This window comes from Nonomuraea marmarensis, assembly GCF_043197025.1.
In the GTDB taxonomy this organism is placed as follows: Bacteria; Actinomycetota; Actinomycetes; order Streptosporangiales; family Streptosporangiaceae; genus Nonomuraea; species Nonomuraea marmarensis.
Genome location: NZ_JBICRM010000038.1, coordinates 1 through 16,231 on the forward strand (window position 1 = coordinate 1; position 16,231 = coordinate 16,231).

The window sequence follows — 16,231 nt, forward strand, 5'->3', positions numbered from 1 at the left end:
CTGTCAGCCTGTGGGGGCGGGGGGCGGGGGGCGGGGGGCGGCGGCGGGCCTCGAGCTACGACCGTACCGGCGGCAACGACGACCGGCTGACGGTCATGCCCGGCGGGGACAACTGGAGCGGCGAGATCTCTCTCTACCGGTTCCATGTCGAGGACCCGATCACCTTCAGCGCGTCGATCAGGGTGACGATCGAGCACGGGCACGCGAACAAGCGGTCGGACGACTTCTCGTCGGTGGCGTACTGGCACCAGACCCTGCCCCATCGGCCGTTCGGGCTGGCGCCGGTGGCGGAGCGGTTGCCGTTCCCCCTCGACCTGGAGTAATCGATTTCCGAGTAGACTCCAGATCGTCTGCCTGCCATGAGATGGGACGAGGTTGCTCAAAATTCAAGATGTCGCGCGGCACGCCGGGGTCTCCGCCGCGACGGTCTCCCGCGTGCTCAACGGCCGCGCCACGGTCAACCCCGAGCTGGCGGCCCGGGTGCACGCGGCGGTTCGCGAGCTCGGCTACCGGCCCAACGGGGTGGCGCGCAACCTCAGACGCAGGCAGACCACGCTGTGGGCGGTGCTCGTCTCGGACGTGGGCAACCCGTTCTTCACCTCGCTCGTACGAGGGGTGGAGGACGGGGGGCGGCAGCTCGGCTACTCCGTCGTCCTGTGCAACACCGACGAGAACCGGGCCAGGGAGGCTGAGTACATCGCGGTCGCGCTGGCCGACAACGTGGCCGGCGTGATCATCTCACCCGCCGACGACTCCACCGACATCAGCGCCCTCGTCGCGGCCGGCACCGCCGTGGTGACCATCGACCGCGAACTGGCGGAGACCGAAGTGGACGCCGTGCTCGTCGACAACGAGAAGGGCGCCGAGATGGCCACCGCCCACCTGCTGGAGTCGGGATACCGGCGGATCGCCTGCATCACCGGGCCCCGGCGCATGTCCACGGCCATGCAGCGGTTGCGTGGATACCAGCGGGCGCTGCGGGCCTTCGGGCTGCCGCAGGACCGTTCCCTGGTCCGGCACGCCGACTTCCGGGAGGAAGGGGGCTATTCGGCCATGGCCGCGCTGCTGGACGAAGGGGTGGAGATGGACGCGGTGTTCGCGGCGAACAACCTGATGACCGTGGGGGCGGTGGAGTGCCTGACCGAGCGGGAGGTGGCCATTCCTGCTTCCGTCGGGGTCATCGGGTTCGACGACATTCCGTGGGCTCGGTTGTTCCGGCCGGGGTTGAGCACGGTGCGGCAGCCTACGTACGAGCTGGGGCGGGCGGCGGCGCGGTTGCTGGCCGATCGGATTGACAATCCGGCTCGGCCGGCGACCCGGATGGTGTTGCAGACGGAGTTGCATCCCCGCGAGAGTTCCCGGCTTCGCCTGGGCTGAGGGGTTTGCCGGTGGATGTTATGCCCGGCTGGCATTGAGGACGTTCCTCCCGGCTGAGCGCCGTGCGCGTTGCGCCGAGCCGCGCGTGCGGCGCGGCGTGGTGCCATTCACCGTTGCGATTCTGTGATGTGAAGCGGCATTGACGGTCCCGAGGGGTCGATCTAGCTTGGGGGGAAATCGATTTCTGAGCAATCGATTTCTCACACGGGAGGTCAGGCAAAGCCGTGGCACGTATCGGAGTGCTGAGCATCTCGGACGGGCGGGACTTCGTCGCCCGCGATCTCGTCGCACACATCAACACCGCCACCACCGCCCTGGCGGAGGCGTTGCGCAAGGAGGGCCACGAGGTGATCGTGGCCCCGGAGATCGTGTGGACCAACGAGCTGGCCACGTCTCAGGCCCGGTGGCTGGCGGACCAGCGGCCGGATTTGACGATCTTCAATTACGCGGTGTGGGCGTTCCCGCATTTCACGATGCTGGCGGCCGAGTCCACGCCGGGCCCGTTGCTGCTGATGGCCAACATCGATCCCGCCCAGCCGGGCATGGTGGGCATGCTCGCGGGCGGTGGCGGGCTCGATCAGATCGGCCGGGTGCACGCGAGGGCCTGGGGCGACATCGAGGATCCCGCCGTGAGGGAGCGGGTGCTGACGGAAGTGCGGGCCGCGCAGGCCGTTCGGGGGTTGCGCGGGTCCACGTTCGGACGGATCGGCGGGCGGCCCATGGGCATGTACACCGCCGTCGCCAACACCGACCAGTGGATGCGCACCTTCGGTGTGGACGTCGAGGAGATCGACCAGTGGGAAATCGTGCGACGCAGCGAGAACGCGTCCCAGACCCGGGTGAAGCAGGCACGCGAATGGCTCGAGACCAAGGGCCACGTCCACTACGACGGCAAGCAGCTCACGCCTGAGCTGTTCGAGCGGCAGATCCGTACGTACTACGCCATGCGCGAGCTCATCGACGAGTGGAACCTGGACTTCTCCGGCATCAAGGGCCAGCCCGAGCTGACCACCCACTTCTGCACGATGGACATCGCCGAGTCGTTCCTCAACGACCCCTACGACTGGGAAGGCCCGAAAGAGACGCACGTCTGCGCCACCGAGGCCGACATGGACGGCGCGCTCACCATGCAGATCCTCAAGCTGCTCAGCGGTCATCCCGTGCTCTTCGCCGACGTCCGGCATTACCACGCGGACAAGGACGTGTGGGATCTGTGCAACTCCGGGCAGCACGCCACCTGGTACGCCGCCCGTTCCGACGATCCAGCGGAGAACCTGGCCAAGACGCACTTCTACCCCGAGGTGTTCTTCTTCCCGGCGGGTGGGGCGAGTGTGCATCATCTCGCGGCCCCGGGCGCGGCCACCTTCGCGCGCCTGACGCGCAGGGACGGCACCTACCGCATGCACGTGATGCGCGGCGGCTTCGAGCTGTACGACGACGCCACGAACGAGGCGATGGCCAGGCAGTCGACGTTCGAATGGCCGCACGCGTTCACCAGGCTGCACGTTCCGGCCACCGAGTTCCTCGGGCGGTTCGGGTCCAACCACATTCACGCGGTGCCCGGCGACTACATCGCCGAGCTCCAAGCGGTGTGCAAGCAACTGGGCGTCGAGTTCGAGGGGTTCGGCGATGCGGCTTAGTCCTGTTCTGCTGGCTGCCGTTCTGGTGGTGGGCGGCTTGGCGGCGCCCGCGCAAGCGCAGCAGGCGACCGCCAAAGGGCCCGTCGGGTGGGACGTCTACCGGCGGCTCGACCGGTTGCCCGAGTTGCCCACCGGCGTGCAGACCAAGCAGTTCTCCAGCTTCGACCGCACCGCCGACAACAACGACGGGTTCGAGGGCACGTACTCCTGCCTGAGCACCTCCGACAGCACCGACGACCGGGGCTGCGTGATCGCCGAGCACACCGGCGCCGGCGAGGTGCAGGCCATCTGGTTCACCAGGGACGGCGGCGACGTCACCAGGACCGGCAGGATCACCATCGAGCTGGACGGCCGCAAGGTCGTGGACGCGAGCCTGCAGGATCTGGTGAACGGCAAGCTCGGCGCCCCGTTCGCCTATCCCCTCGTGGGCAACGCCGACCAGAGCTCCGGCGGCGTCTACGTCGAGGTGCCGATGCCCTACACCCGCTCGATGCGCATCACCACCGAGCACAACCCGCTCTTCTACCACGTCGGCTACCGCACGTTCGCCGACGCCGAGGGCGTGCGCACGTTCGACCCGGCCGAAAAGGCGCAGGACGTGATCGATCGGCTCAAGGCGGGCGGCGACCCCAAACCCGCGATCCCGGGCGCGCGCACGCAGGACGCCTCGATCAAGCTCGCCCCCGGCCAGTCCGTACGGGTGGCGCGCACGCAGGGCTCCGGCCTGCTGTCCGCGATCAAGGTCCGGTTGCCCCAGGCCGAGCAGGTCCTGCCCGAGACCGAGGCCGACGAGGGCCGGGCCTTCGGGGGCGGCGGCTCCAGCGAGTTCACGGTGCAGATCGACCCCGCCAACGACGGGGTACGGCTGACCCGGCGCATCGACCCGGCCATCGGCAGGCAGGTCGCCAAGGTCCTGGTGGACGGCCAGGAGGTCGCCCAGTGGCCGCCGAGCAGGCTGGGGGCCGCGGGCATGTGGGCCGAGGAGGTCGTCGACCTGCCGGCCAGTGCCACCAAGGGCAAGTCGCAGATCACCATCAAGAACGTGTTCGTCTCGTCGGACCTGGACTACAACGAGTTCACGTACTGGGTGGACAGCGCCGGGAAGCGTACCGACACCGTGGACGTGGGCGACGCCGCGGACGAGGCGGCGCACAACTACAAGATCGTCGCGCAGACCTGGCAGGGCGAGCGCACCTTCGCCTTCCCGATGGACGAGGCCCAGCTCGCCAAGGTACGGGTGGCGCAGGAGGTCCTGCAGGGGCTGCGGCTGCGGATCGGCTTCGACGGCGACCGGACCGTGGACGCGCCGGTCGGCGAGTTCTTCGGCAGCGGGCACGCGATGGTGCCGGTCAAGTCGCTGATGTACGACATCGATCCCGAGACCAGCACGATGTCCGCCTGGTGGCCGATGCCGTACAAGTCGGGCGCGACCGTCGAGCTGTACAACGACTCCGACCGGACGATCGAGGGGCAGGCGTCGGTCACGTCAGCCAACCGGCCCCTTTCAGGAAATGTCGGATATTTCCGTGCGCAGTCCCGCGCCGGCGCCACCACCCCCGGCAAGAGCTGGACCTTCCTGCGGGCCACGGGCCAGGGCAAGTTCGTCGGCGTCAGCCACACTATGCGCGGCCCGGCCAACCGCAACTACCTGGAGGGCGACGAGCGCGTCTTCGTGGACGGCTCGCGTACCCCGCAGATCCACGGCACCGGCACCGAGGACTTCTACCAGGCGGGCTGGTACTTCAACCGCGAGACCTTCAACACCCCCTTCCACGGCAACACCGCCCACCTTGCCCCGGCGACGGGCTGCCCCGCCGAGAGCGACTGCACCGGCGCCTACCGGCTGATGATCGGGGACGCGGTTCCGTTCGGGAGCTCGATCACGTTCGACATCGAGCACGGCTGGACCAACAACGTCGAGGGCGTCTACTCCTCCACGGCCTACTGGTACGGATCCGGCCGGGACGCCACCGCCCAGACCGACGCCCTGACCGTCGGCGACCCGGCCAGCGAGCGGGCGCACGGCTACACCGGCCAGGGAGACGTCACCACGCTGGACTCCGCGTTCGAGGGAGATCTGCGGAACGCCACGACGTTGACGGCCACCCAGCGCGTCACCGAAGCTCCCGTCGGCTTCAAGCTGAAGGTCGGCAGGAACAACCAGGGCGTCGAGCTGCGCCGTACCGGCGACCAGAGCGTCGCGGGGCAGCACGCCGAGGTGACCGTCAACGGGCGGCGGCTGGCGGACTGGGTGCAGCCGCTGGGCAACCAGACCCGCAGGTGGCTGGAGGACGTCTACCAGATCCCGGCCGGCGCGACCCGGGGCCGGAGCGAGATCACCGTCCAGCTCACTCCGAAGACGCCCTGGTCGGCCGCCTCCTACAGCGCGTGGAGCCTGCGGTGACCGTTCTGACGATGCGGGCCATCGGCAAGTCCTTCCCCGGCGTGCGGGCCCTCGACGGGGTGTCGCTCACCGTGGCGGAGGGCGAGGTGGTGGCCCTGCTCGGAGAGAACGGCGCCGGCAAGTCGACGCTGATGAACATCCTGGCCGGGGTGTTCAAGGACTACGAGGGCGAGATCGAGATCGGCGGCGAGGTCGCGCACATCCACTCGCCCAAGGACGCGCTGCGGCACGGCATCGCCATGATCCACCAGGAGCTCAACCTGGTGCCCGAGTTGTCCATCGCGGACAACATCTTCCTCGGCCGGGAACGGACGATCCTCGACCGGAAGAGCATGGAGTCGCGCACCGCCGAGCTGTTGCGCGGCCTCGGGCTCGACCTGGCGCCGCGCACGCTCATCAAGCAGTGCAGGATCGCCGAACGCCAGCTCATCGAGGTGGCCAAGGCCCTGTCGCAGAACGTCCGCGTGCTGGTCATGGACGAGCCCACCTCAGCCCTGGCCGACGCGGAGGTGCACCGGCTGTACGAGGTCATCCGCGACCTGACCGGCCGCGGCGTGGCCGTCATCTACATCTCGCACCGCCTGGAGGAGCTGGCGGAGATCGCCGACCGGGTGGTCGTCTTGCGCGACGGCCAGTACATCGGCGAGCGTTCCTCGGTCGACCGGGACGAGCTGATCCAGATGATGGTGGGCCGGCCGCTGGGGGAGATGTTCCCGCGGGCCGACGGCGGCTCGGAAGGCGACGAGCTGCTGCGGGTCGAGGGGCTGTGCGTGCCGGGGGATCCGGCCACCGGCCGCACGGCGCTGCGGGACATCTCGCTGACCGTGCGCGCCGGGGAGATCGTCGGCGTCGCCGGGCTCATGGGCGCCGGACGCAGCGAACTCCTCGAATCGATCTTCGGCGTGCACCGGCCGTCGGAGGGGTCGATCAGCCTGGACGGCACGCCGTACCGGGCCAGGAGCCCCAAGCAGGCGATCGACCGGGGCGTGGCGCTGGTGGCCGAGGACCGCAAGGCGCAGAGCCTCGTGCTCGGCAACAGCGTGGCCTTCAACGCGAGCCTGTCCTCGCTCAGGCGGTACCTGCGGTTCTGGACCGTGGACCGGCGGCGCGAGAGCGCCGCCGTCGAGCAGCAGGTGCGCGAGCTGCGGGTCAAGACGCCCGGACTGCGCTTCACCGTCGGGAACCTCTCGGGCGGCAACCAGCAGAAGGTCGTGCTGGCCAAATGGCTGCTGACCGCGCCGTCGCTGATCCTCATGGACGAGCCCACGCGCGGCATCGACGTGGGCGCCAAGGCGGAGATCCACGCGCTGATGTCCGCGCTGGCCGCCTCCGGCAAGGGCGTGCTGGTGGCCTCGTCGGAGTTGCCCGAACTGCTCGCCATGTGCGACCGGATCCTCGTGCTCTGCGAGGGCCGGATCACCGCCGAGTTCCGCAGGGGCCAGGCGACGCAGGAGGCGATCCTCGCGGCCGCGATGGGACGGATAACCATATGACTCTCAAGACCGCACCACCCGTGCAGGCGCCGGGGGAGAACCGGATGCGGCGCACACTCTCCGCCCTCGGCGCGGCGCAGGCCTACATCGGCCTGGTGCTGATCCTCGCCGTCGGCATCGCCACCAAGGGCGACATCTTTCTCAACGAGACGAACCTCACCAACGCCATCGGCGCCTTCGCCTCGCGCGGCATCCTGGCCGTCGGCGTCACGCTGGTGATCCTGACCGGCGGCATTGACCTGTCCGTCGGTTCGCTGCTCGGCATCGCCTCGATGACGGCGGCGATGATGTTGTCGAAGTTCTCCCTGGAGCCGTGGCAGATCGTGCCGATCTGCATGGTGGTGGGGGCTTTCTTCGGGTTCCTGAACGGTGCCGGTACCGCCTGGTTGCGCATCCAGTCGTTCGTCATGACGCTGGCCATGCTCTCGGTCGTACGCGGTCTGGACCGGCAGGTCAGCGACAACGTCAGCGTCGGCACCCAGATCGCCGGCCCCGACGGGAAGCTGACGCCGCAGGCGGAGTCGTTCCAGCTGTTCGGTACGCCGGGGCACAACCTGTTCGACCGGATCTACTACCCGGTGCTGGCCTTCATCGTGGTCTGCGTGGTCTTCCACCTGATCCTGACGAAGACTCGCTTCGGCCGGCACGTGTACGCCGTCGGCGGCAACCCCACCGCGGCCCGCCTGTCCGGCGTCAACGTCACGGCGGTCACGATCGCGGTGTTCACGCTGTCCGGCATGCTCGCCGGGTTCGCCGGGCCGATCGACGCCGCGTACAGCGCCTCGGCCGATCCGCAGGCCGGGCAGTCGTACGAGCTGGACGCCATCGCCGCGGCGGTCATCGGCGGGGCGTCGCTGGCGGGCGGCAAGGGCACCATCGTCGGCACGTTCGTCGGGGCTCTCATCCTGACCCTGCTCGACAACGTGCTCGGGCTCAACGCGGTCAGCGACAACTGGCAGCTCGTGATCAAGGGACTGATCGTCGTCGTGGCGGTCGTCCTGCAGCGTCCCGATCTCTTCAAGTTCTTCCGAGGAGGGTCTCGATCATGAAGAAGACCATTTTTTCCTTAGCGTCCACCATCGCGCTGTGCGCGATGCTCGCCGCGGCCTGCGCGTCCAAGGCGCCCACCCCTTCGGCTGGTACGAGCGGCGGCGCGAAGGAGAAGTTCGTCGTCGGGTACTCGCAGTCGAACAACGCCGAGCCGTACCGGGCGCAGCTCAACCTGCAGTTGAAGCACTTTTTGGAGAAATATCCGGACATCGAGCTACTGCCGATCGCCGACGCCAAGCAGTCGAGCGCCACGCAGGTCTCCCAGGTCCAGAACTTCATCACGCAGAAGGTCGACGCGCTCATCGTCTCGCCCACCGAGCCCGCCCCGCTGACGGCGGCCGTGCAGCAGGCGTGCGACGCGAAGATCCCGGTGATCGTGCTCGACCGCACCGTGAACACCGAGTGCTACACCGCCTTCATCGGCGGCGACAACGTCCTCATCGGCAGGAAGGCCGGTGAGGAGGCGGTCAAGCTGCTGCCGAACGGCGGCAACGTCGTCGAGCTGCGCGGCATCATGTCCAACCAGCCGCAGATCGACCGCGACAAGGGCTTCCGCGAGGCCATCGCGGCCAACCCCAAGATCAACATCATCGCGGACCGCGAGGGCAAGTGGCTGAAGGAGCAGGCCACCCCGATCATGCAGCAGTGGCTGGCCCAGCACCCCCAGATCGACCTCGTGTACGGGCACAACGACCCGATGGCGCTGGGCGCGTACCTGGCGGCGCAGGCGGCGGGCAAGGCCGACAAGATCAAGTTCATCGGCATCGACGGCCTGGCCATCCCGGACGGCGGCATCCGCGCGGTGCAACTCGGCCAGCTCTCGGCCACGTTCATCTACCCGACGGGCGCGCAGGAGGCGGCCGACACCGTGAACAAGATCCTGCACGGTCAGTCCGTGGAGAAGAAGCAGGTGCTCGGCACCACGCAGGTCACCAAGGAGAACGCGGCCGACCTCTACAAGCAGTACGACCTGTCGGGACAGTGATGTTCCTCGGCGTCGACGGCGACGCCATGCCGGCCGTCCCCCATCGCCCATGAGCTCGCGAGGCGTTAGCGGGTGCTGCTCTGGCGGGGGTGGAGTTCGGCCGGGAGGACGACCGTGGCGGGCTTGGCGGAAGGGGTGGCGATGCGGTCCACGAGGAGGCGGGCGGCCATGCGGCCCAGCTCGTACGTCGGCTGCGTCACTGTCGTGAGCGAAGGCCGGACGAGGTCGGCCCACGGGATCTCGTCGAACCCGACCAGCCCCATCTCCCCGGGCACGTCCACCCCGTGCTCCGCTAGGCACCGCAGCGCGCCCACCGTCATGAGGTTGTTGGCCACGAACACCGCGTCGGGACGTTCGGGGGAGGACAGCAGTGATGCCATGGCGTCGTAGCCACCCTGCTCGCGGAAGTCCGTGCGGACGACCAGCGGCTGTCCGGACAGCGCCCCGGCGTAGCCGCGCAGGCGCAGGTCGGCGGTGCTCACGCCCTCGGGCCCCGTGATGCACGCGATCCGCTGGTAACCGGCTCCGAGCAGGTGCTCGGTGGCCGTGCGCGCGCCCGCTTCATTGTCCACCACGACCGTGTCCACGGCGCCGCGCGGCAGCTCGCGGTCGATGGCGACGACCGGGATGGGCGACTCCAGCAGGCTCTTGGCCGCCTTGACGCTCCCCGAGGAGGCGATGATCACCCCGGCCATCTGCTCGCTGAGCGCCGCCGCGACGTACGTCTCCTCCTTGGCCGGGTCCTCGTCGGTGTTGCACAACACGACGGAGTAGCCGGCCTGCTGGGCGACGTCCTCGATGCCGCGGACCGTGGCGGTGAAGAACGGGTTGCCGATGTCGGAGATGATCACAGCCCACAACGTCGTACGGCTGCGCCGCAGGTTGCGCGCCACCGCGTTGGGACGGTAGCCGAGCTCGCGGACCGCGGTGAGCACCCGGGCGACCATGGCGGGATCGACGGTGCGGGCGCCGTTGAGCACGCGGGAGACGGTGGCCGCGGAAACGCCGGCCTCGCGGGCGACATCGTAGATAGTGGGCATCGCACCAAGTTTCTACCATCACGGAGCCCTGCACTCCGGCCGCGGCCGGTTCCTGCCGGGGGCGGCGAAGTGGCATGACCACTTCGCCGTGGGCGCGGAATGGCCCCAGTCCAGCCAGATCGGCTAGGTGCTGTCAAGGAAGAGCCCGCCCACCTCGGGCGGGCTCTCTTCCTGCTCCCGGCGTGCTCGACCGCGTGCCCGGCGTCCAGCAGCGCGAACTGGCCGGTGTCCGGACTGCCGGGCGCGGGGTCCGGTCAGGCCATGATCGGCACCCTGGCCCCGGTACGGGCGGATTCCAGGGCGGCCGTCACCATGGCCAGGCTGCGGATGTTGTCATGGCAGTCGCCCTGCGGCGGCCGTCCCGTGCGCAGCCCCGTTACGAACTCCGCCAGCCCCTCCGCCAGCCCCGCGAAACGCTCCTGGCGGCCGGGGAACGGGTCGGCGCCCGGCGCGTACGGCCGCAGCACGTGACCCTTGACCGCCTCGGCGGTCGGATGCCCGTCACCGTCCCAGCGCGCGGTCCCGTGCGACCCGGCCGCCCGCCAGCTGCCCGTCCACGACGTCGCCCCGCCGGGCGCCGACCAGCTGCCGGTGAAGGTGTAGCGCAGCCCGCCGGTCATCTCGAAGATCGCGGTGGCCGAGCAGGCGCCGGGGTACCAGGTCCACGCGGGGCGGAACGACTCGCAGTAGACGGAGATCGGATCGGCCTCCGAGACCGCCCGCGCGGCGTCGAACAGGTGGATGGCCATGTCCTGCAACAACGGGTGCTCTAAGGTGTCGAGGAACGGCTTGCCCCGGTACGGCATGTAGAACTCCGACGTCAGCAGCCCGAGCGGCCCGAGCTCGGCCACCGTGCGCCGGAAGGCCACCAGGGTCGGCATGAAACGGCGGTTCTGGTTGACCGCGAACAGCCGCCGCGCCTCGTCGGCCGCCCCCACCATGGAGCGCGCCTCGTCCAGCGTGACCGACATCGGCTTCTCGCTCAGCACCGACACCCCGCGCTTCAGCGCGGTGACCGTCACGTCGTGGTGCGCTTGGGGCACGGTGCAGTTGACGATGAAGTCGGGTTCCTCGCCGTCCAGCACGGCGGTCAGCGACGAGCTGACGGGCAGGTCGTCCAGGCCGAGCTTGCCGGCGGCGGCGCGGGCCAGGTCCTCCGCCACGTCCACCCAGCCCACCAGCTCGGTGCCGGGGTGGGCGAGCAGCTCGGGCGCCCACTGGCCGCCGATGAAACCCGCGCCGACCACCACGGCGCGCAGCGGCCGGTCCTCTTTGACGGTGTCGAACGTCATCTGACTCCTACCACTGGATGGGGGTGTGGGCGTTCTGCAGGGGTTCGCCGGGGCCGTCGGCCGGGGCGGCCCACAGGACCGCGTTGGCCAGCACGCGCCGCACGTCAGAGTGGTAATAGATGGGATATTCCTGGTCGCCGGGGCTGAAGTAGAAGACGCGGCCCAGGCCCCTGCGGTAGCAGCAGCCGCTGCGGAACACCTCGCCGCCGCTGAAGTTGCTGATGAACACGAGCTCGTCGGGCTCGGGGATGCCGAACGGCTCGCCGTACGTCTCCTGGCGGTCGATGACCAGCGGACGGGGCACGCCGCGCGCGATCGGGTGACCGGGGGAGACCGTCCAGACCAGCTCCCGCTCGGCCGCGTCGCGCCAGTTGAGGGTGCAGGTGGTGCCCATCAGCGTACGGAAGATCTTGGAGTAGTGGCCCGAGTGCAGCACGATCAGGCCCATGCCGCCCAGGACGCGGCGGCGTACCCGATCCACGATCTTGTCGTCGACCTCCTCGTGCGCCATGTGCCCCCACCACGTGAGCACGTCGGTGCCCGCCAGGACCTCGTCCGTGAGGCCGTGCTCGGGGTCGTCCAGCACGGCGGTGCGCACGCGTACCTGGTCGCCCAGCAACTCGGTCAGCCCGGCCGCGATGGCGCCGTGGATGCCGTCGGGGTAGCGGCGGCGCACCTCCTCCTCGCGTTGTTCGTGGTAGTTCTCGCTCCAGACAGTGACGTTGACCGCCATCCGCTTCCTTCCCGGTCGTCGCTCGTCAGATCGATTACTGCCCAAGCAGTGGTGACGGGGAAACCGAGCCGGACGGCGGGCTCTGATCAGGCCGGTCCAGCCCTGCGGGCCCAGCCAGCCGGTGAGGGCGCCGGAGCCTGATCGGCTCGTGGGATCACGTCAGGGCGTCCAGTGCGCGGTCGACGTCGTCGGTGGTGGTGTAGACGTGGAAGCTGGCGCGTACCCTGCCTGCTCGTACGGCCGCGCGGATGCCGGCCGCCTCCAGCCGCTCGCCCGGGGCGTCCACGGAGACGATGGCGGTGTCGGAGGGTTCGAGGCCGAGGCCGGTTCTGAAGCGGTTGGCCAGGGCGACGTCGTGGTCGTGGATCTGCTGGATGCCGATCTCGTTGAGCAGTTCGAGGGCGGGCGCGGCGCCGACATAGGAGAACCAGGCCGGTGACAGGTCGAACGCCCGGGCGTCCGGGGCCAGGCGCAGCGGCGGGCCGTAGTAGGAGCCGCCCTCGTCGGCGCCGCCGTACCAGTTGGCGGCCAGGGGGCGCATGCGGTCGCGCAGGCGCGGTGACAGGTAGCCGAAGGCGGCGCCGCGCGGCGCCATGAGCCACTTGTACGCGGCGCAGGCCAGCGCGTCGATGCCGGTGACGTCGATCGGCAGCCAGCCGGCGGCCTGGGAGGCGTCGGCGATGACCAGCGCGTCATGGGCCCTGGCGGCGGCCATGATCTCCGGGAGGTTCGCGACGTAGCCGGTGGCGGACTGGACGAGGCTGAAGGCCACGGCGGTGGTGGCGCCGGTGATGGCGTCGGCCAGCCGGTCTTCGGGCACGGTCTCGATGTCGGCGGCCACGGCCCAGGGGAACAGGTTGCTGGTGAACTCGATCTCCGGCACCAGCACTCGGGCGCCCGGCGGGAGCGCCGTGGCCACGGTGGACATGATCTGGGAGACGGTGGAGCTGACACTCACGTCGGCGGCCGGGGCGCCGATCAGGCGGGCGAAGGCTTCCCGGGAACGGCCCACCGAGGCGTCCCAGGGTTTCCAGTCGCTGCTGCCGTGCCGCCAGTCGGTCAGGACGGCTTGGAGCTCCTCGTAGGCGCGGCGAGGGGGCAGACCGTAGGAGGCCGTGTTGAGCCAGCCGGGGTCGGCGTCCCAGAGCTTGGCGGCCGTGGCGATGTCCATGAGCTCAGATTAGGACGCCCGGCCGGACGCTCACGGGACGGGTCCGGACGCGTCCGGACCCTCGTCAGGTCTCACCGGGTGGCGCCCGCGCGTGCTCGCTGGCGCGACGGGCGGGCGTGGCGGGCCGCGCGTTGCCACAGTGCCGACCAGCCGCCGTTGCCCAGCCACGCGCCCGGGACCCGGAGCCCGTCGGTCGCGACCCGCTCCCAGAACGCGTCGAGGTCGGCGCCCAGCTCCCCGGCCCCGGGCATCGCACGCTGCCACGGCCCGTCGGGATCCTCCAGGTCCGAACGGGGAAAGCCGGGTACGACCACCTTGCCCGGCTCGGTCACCGGAACCGTCAGCGGCCCAGACGGTCCGGGCGATTCGGCTGGCCAGGAGGTGACCGCGATGACGAGTGAGCAGAGCACCTCCGTGTCCGGGTGGCGGGCGACCTGCTGTGCGAGCACGGGGTCGGCGGTGCGGGCGAGGCGCCCGAGCGCGGCGCGGATCCGGCGCGCCACCAGCTCCATCGAGCGGGCGGGCGCGATGGACGCGTGACGGGCGAGCTTGCGTAACGAACCCGGCAGCGGCGCGTCGGCCGGCAGCAGGCCGAGGTGGTCGAACCTGGCGGCGAGCTCGGGTTCCAGACCGGCGAGCGCGTGGTCGAGCGGGCGCACTTGGGTGGCCTGCCACAGTCCCGCCAGGCCCGTCACGGGCAGGGCGTCCCGGCAGGCGCGCTCGATCCGATCGGCGGACAGCCTGCGCAACGCCGTCAGGACCTCCGCGCCGGAGCCGTGGTACATGGACTCCAGGGTGCGCAGGGCGTTCACGGTGGACGGGTGGGCCAGGGCGCGTTCCGCCAGCTCCGCCAGCGGGCCGCTAACCTCACGGAACGTTCGATCGGTGTGACGGCGAGGTGCCGGGAGGCGCTCTCGTACGGACGGCTCGGGGGAGGGCGGCGGCTCGGCGGGCGGGGGCGGCGGCAGGGTGGCCACCCAGCGGACCACCCGGTCCCTCAGCCCCGGGTCGGGATCCGCGTTGAACCTGGCCCGGAACTCGACGATCTGCCAGCCCTGGCGCCGGTGCCGGAGCTCGACGTTGGCCAGGATCCTGCCGTTCGGGTCGCGCAGCGCCGCCAGGCCGCACGTGCCCTTCGCGGCCTGCTCGACGTAGTAGGGCCCGGCGATGCAGTTGCCCATGTACGCCGACCACTGGGCCAGCGTGCGCGGATGGCGGGCGCACTCCAGGCGCGCCTCCGTACCCGGAACGAGTGTCCCGTCCACCGCGGCCAGCGGCTCGGGCAGCCGGAACGCCGAGGTCAGCGCCTGCGTGATCTCCAGGCCTTCGGCGAGCCCGGTGGCCAGCTCCTGCCAGGTACGGCACTGACGCGGCGCGCGGCTGCCGAGCGAGACGAGCTGCGCCGCGCCGGCCAGGGCCGAGGGGATCGAATCCAGCCGGGGCACGAGTGACTCGTCCTCCTGGGGATCCCAGTCGGCGGCTGGGAAGGCGGGGCCGTACTCGACGGTGGCGGACTCGTGGCCGTGAAGCTGGGCGAGGGCGTCGGCGAGCTCGGCGTACCAGAGCAGGTCGCCCACCGTCTCCACCTCCTCCGGCTCCACCTCCTCTGGCGCTGCGCCCAGCCGGTCGGCGAGCGGCGGCTCCTGGGCGGCGACCGGCTGCTGGGACCAGTCGGCGGGGGCGCGCTGGGAGGTGTACCCGACGGCGGCGCGCCACTCCGGCAACCCGCCCTCCGACCAGCCGCTCAGCTGCTCGTCGCCCTCCAGGATGAGGTCGGTGACGGCGTCCATGACGACCTGCGCGTATTCGGCGGCCCTGGCCAGGCGCTGCCTGACGTACGGCTCGGAGGGGGCCGCCCGCCTCGCGGCCAGGTCCCTGACGTAGCACCCTGGGCGGGCCGGGAGCCCGGCGAGCCCGGGGACCCGGCGTGCGGCGCTGCCCGCCTCGTGGGGCTCCATGAGGGCGGCGGCCGCGACGAGCTGGTCCGCGCAGCGTTCGATGCCGCCCCTGACGCCGTGGTCGGCCACGGCCACCGCGGTACGCAGCAGGACGGTGGCGGCCATGGCGTTGCGCATGGCGCGGTTCATGAGGAGCGTCCAGTGCCAGGGTTTCGGGAACCAGCGGGCGGCCTCGGCGACCGACGGCTCGTGGCCCACGTCCGACCTGACCCGTTGGAGCAGGAACTCGTCCTCGTGGTGGGCGTACCGCTTGGTCAGCTCCTCCAGCCTGCTCTGCCTGCCCTGGGTCGCCAGGAGCCGCTGCCTGCGCCTGACCGCCTCCTGGCGCCCGGCCACCCGCTCCCACAGGTCGAGCAGCAGACCGAGCCGCCGTCGCTGGGGGAACGGCCCGAGCACCTGGGCGAGATGGTCGGCCATGACGGAAGCCAGGGCCCAGGGCGCCGGATCGACCTGCGACAAAGACGGTGGCGCCGGATCGCCGGAGGACGTGGCATCGGCTGCCTGTGGTGCCGGGTCGGGCGTGCCCAGGTGCAGCAGGCGTTCGACCTGCTCGGAGCCCAGCAGGCCGCTCGCCGCCGACGCCAGTTGGAGGGCCGCCCACCGCCCGTCGCCGATGGCCCGGCTCGCCGCGGCGGCGACCGGCTTGGTCGCCTGCGTGCCGAACAACGCCACCAGCACCCCCGCCCGGTCGCCCAGCCGGTGCAGGCCGTCCAGCCCCAGCACCTGGATCGCGGCCAGCACGGCGTCCCGCCGGTCGCCCCGCACCCCGTCCAGGCGTGCGGACACGAACCCGGGACACAACTCGACGCCGGCGCCCGCAGCCGCCACTCCGGCGCTGCCGCCGGCGATCAGCTTGGCCAGCGCCGCCATGGCGGGTCGGGGATCGGCGCCGGCGGGACCGACCACGACAGGCGCGCCGGGCGCCGGTCTTCTGCGGTTGCCGGGCACGAGCTGTCCCCGCGCGTCCCAGACCTGCTGATCGCGCCCTGTCACCACCCCATATGCCAGCCGCACCACAATGCTCCATGATCCGGGCTCGCGCCCCCGCTAGGCAACCGATATCCCGTCGGTGACGCCGAACATGCACG

The 16,231-nt window shown here is 70.7% G+C and carries 12 protein-coding genes; 7 read left to right on the forward strand and 5 right to left on the reverse strand.

The features are described 5' to 3' along the window. The 7 genes from ACFLIM_RS41035 to ACFLIM_RS41065 form a co-directional block, all read left to right on the forward strand. Positions 1–323 (forward strand): DUF2961 domain-containing protein (locus ACFLIM_RS41035; protein WP_393174510.1); only part of this gene is annotated, 323 nt, incomplete at its 5' end. Between the two features lie 52 nt (positions 324–375). After that, entirely contained in the window at positions 376–1,377 is a 1,002-nt protein-coding gene (locus ACFLIM_RS41040) for a LacI family DNA-binding transcriptional regulator (RefSeq protein WP_393174512.1), read from the forward strand. A 224-nt stretch (positions 1,378–1,601) separates the two neighbouring features. Next, positions 1,602–3,017, forward strand: a complete 1,416-nt coding sequence (locus ACFLIM_RS41045; RefSeq protein ID WP_393174514.1) for an L-fucose/L-arabinose isomerase family protein — start codon at positions 1,602–1,604, stop codon at positions 3,015–3,017. Next, the gene (locus ACFLIM_RS41050; RefSeq protein WP_393174516.1) at positions 3,007–5,421 is read left to right on the forward strand and encodes a glycoside hydrolase family 172 protein; all 2,415 of its coding nucleotides are present in this window, start codon (positions 3,007–3,009) and stop codon (positions 5,419–5,421) included. The genes ACFLIM_RS41045 and ACFLIM_RS41050 overlap by 11 nt, the downstream gene beginning before the upstream one ends. Next, positions 5,418–6,914, forward strand: a complete 1,497-nt coding sequence (locus tag ACFLIM_RS41055) for a sugar ABC transporter ATP-binding protein (RefSeq protein ID WP_393174518.1) — start codon at positions 5,418–5,420, stop codon at positions 6,912–6,914. The genes ACFLIM_RS41050 and ACFLIM_RS41055 overlap by 4 nt, the downstream gene beginning before the upstream one ends. Further along, positions 6,911–7,963 carry an ABC transporter permease gene (locus ACFLIM_RS41060; protein WP_393174520.1) on the forward strand — a complete coding sequence of 351 codons (1,053 nt, stop codon included), beginning with the start codon at positions 6,911–6,913 and terminating at the stop codon, positions 7,961–7,963. The genes ACFLIM_RS41055 and ACFLIM_RS41060 overlap by 4 nt, the downstream gene beginning before the upstream one ends. Continuing rightward, positions 7,960–8,949, forward strand: coding sequence for a substrate-binding domain-containing protein (locus ACFLIM_RS41065; RefSeq protein WP_393174522.1), 990 nt, complete (start codon positions 7,960–7,962; stop codon positions 8,947–8,949). The genes ACFLIM_RS41060 and ACFLIM_RS41065 overlap by 4 nt, the downstream gene beginning before the upstream one ends. A gap of 65 nt (positions 8,950–9,014) precedes the next feature. On the opposite strand, the gene ACFLIM_RS41070 is transcribed toward ACFLIM_RS41065, so the two are convergent. From ACFLIM_RS41070 to ACFLIM_RS41090, 5 genes are all read right to left on the reverse strand, one after another. Next, positions 9,015–9,989 (reverse strand): LacI family DNA-binding transcriptional regulator, encoded by a 975-nt coding sequence (locus ACFLIM_RS41070; protein ID WP_393174524.1) that lies wholly within the window; start codon positions 9,987–9,989, stop codon positions 9,015–9,017. 254 nt (positions 9,990–10,243) lie between these two features. Beyond that, positions 10,244–11,281: a Gfo/Idh/MocA family protein gene (locus tag ACFLIM_RS41075; RefSeq protein WP_393174526.1), complete on the reverse strand. Its 1,038-nt coding sequence runs from the start codon at positions 11,279–11,281 to the stop codon at positions 10,244–10,246. A gap of 7 nt (positions 11,282–11,288) precedes the next feature. Beyond that, entirely contained in the window at positions 11,289–12,014 is a 726-nt protein-coding gene (locus tag ACFLIM_RS41080; RefSeq protein WP_393174528.1) for a ThuA domain-containing protein, read from the reverse strand. Positions 12,015–12,168: 154 nt separating this feature from the next. Continuing rightward, positions 12,169–13,185 carry an aminotransferase class V-fold PLP-dependent enzyme gene (locus ACFLIM_RS41085; protein ID WP_393174530.1) on the reverse strand — a complete coding sequence of 339 codons (1,017 nt, stop codon included), beginning with the start codon at positions 13,183–13,185 and terminating at the stop codon, positions 12,169–12,171. A gap of 71 nt (positions 13,186–13,256) precedes the next feature. Further along, complete coding sequence (locus ACFLIM_RS41090) at positions 13,257–16,157, reverse strand: hypothetical protein (protein ID WP_393174532.1); 2,901 nt, start codon at positions 16,155–16,157, stop codon at positions 13,257–13,259. Positions 16,158–16,231: the final 74 nt, after the last annotated feature.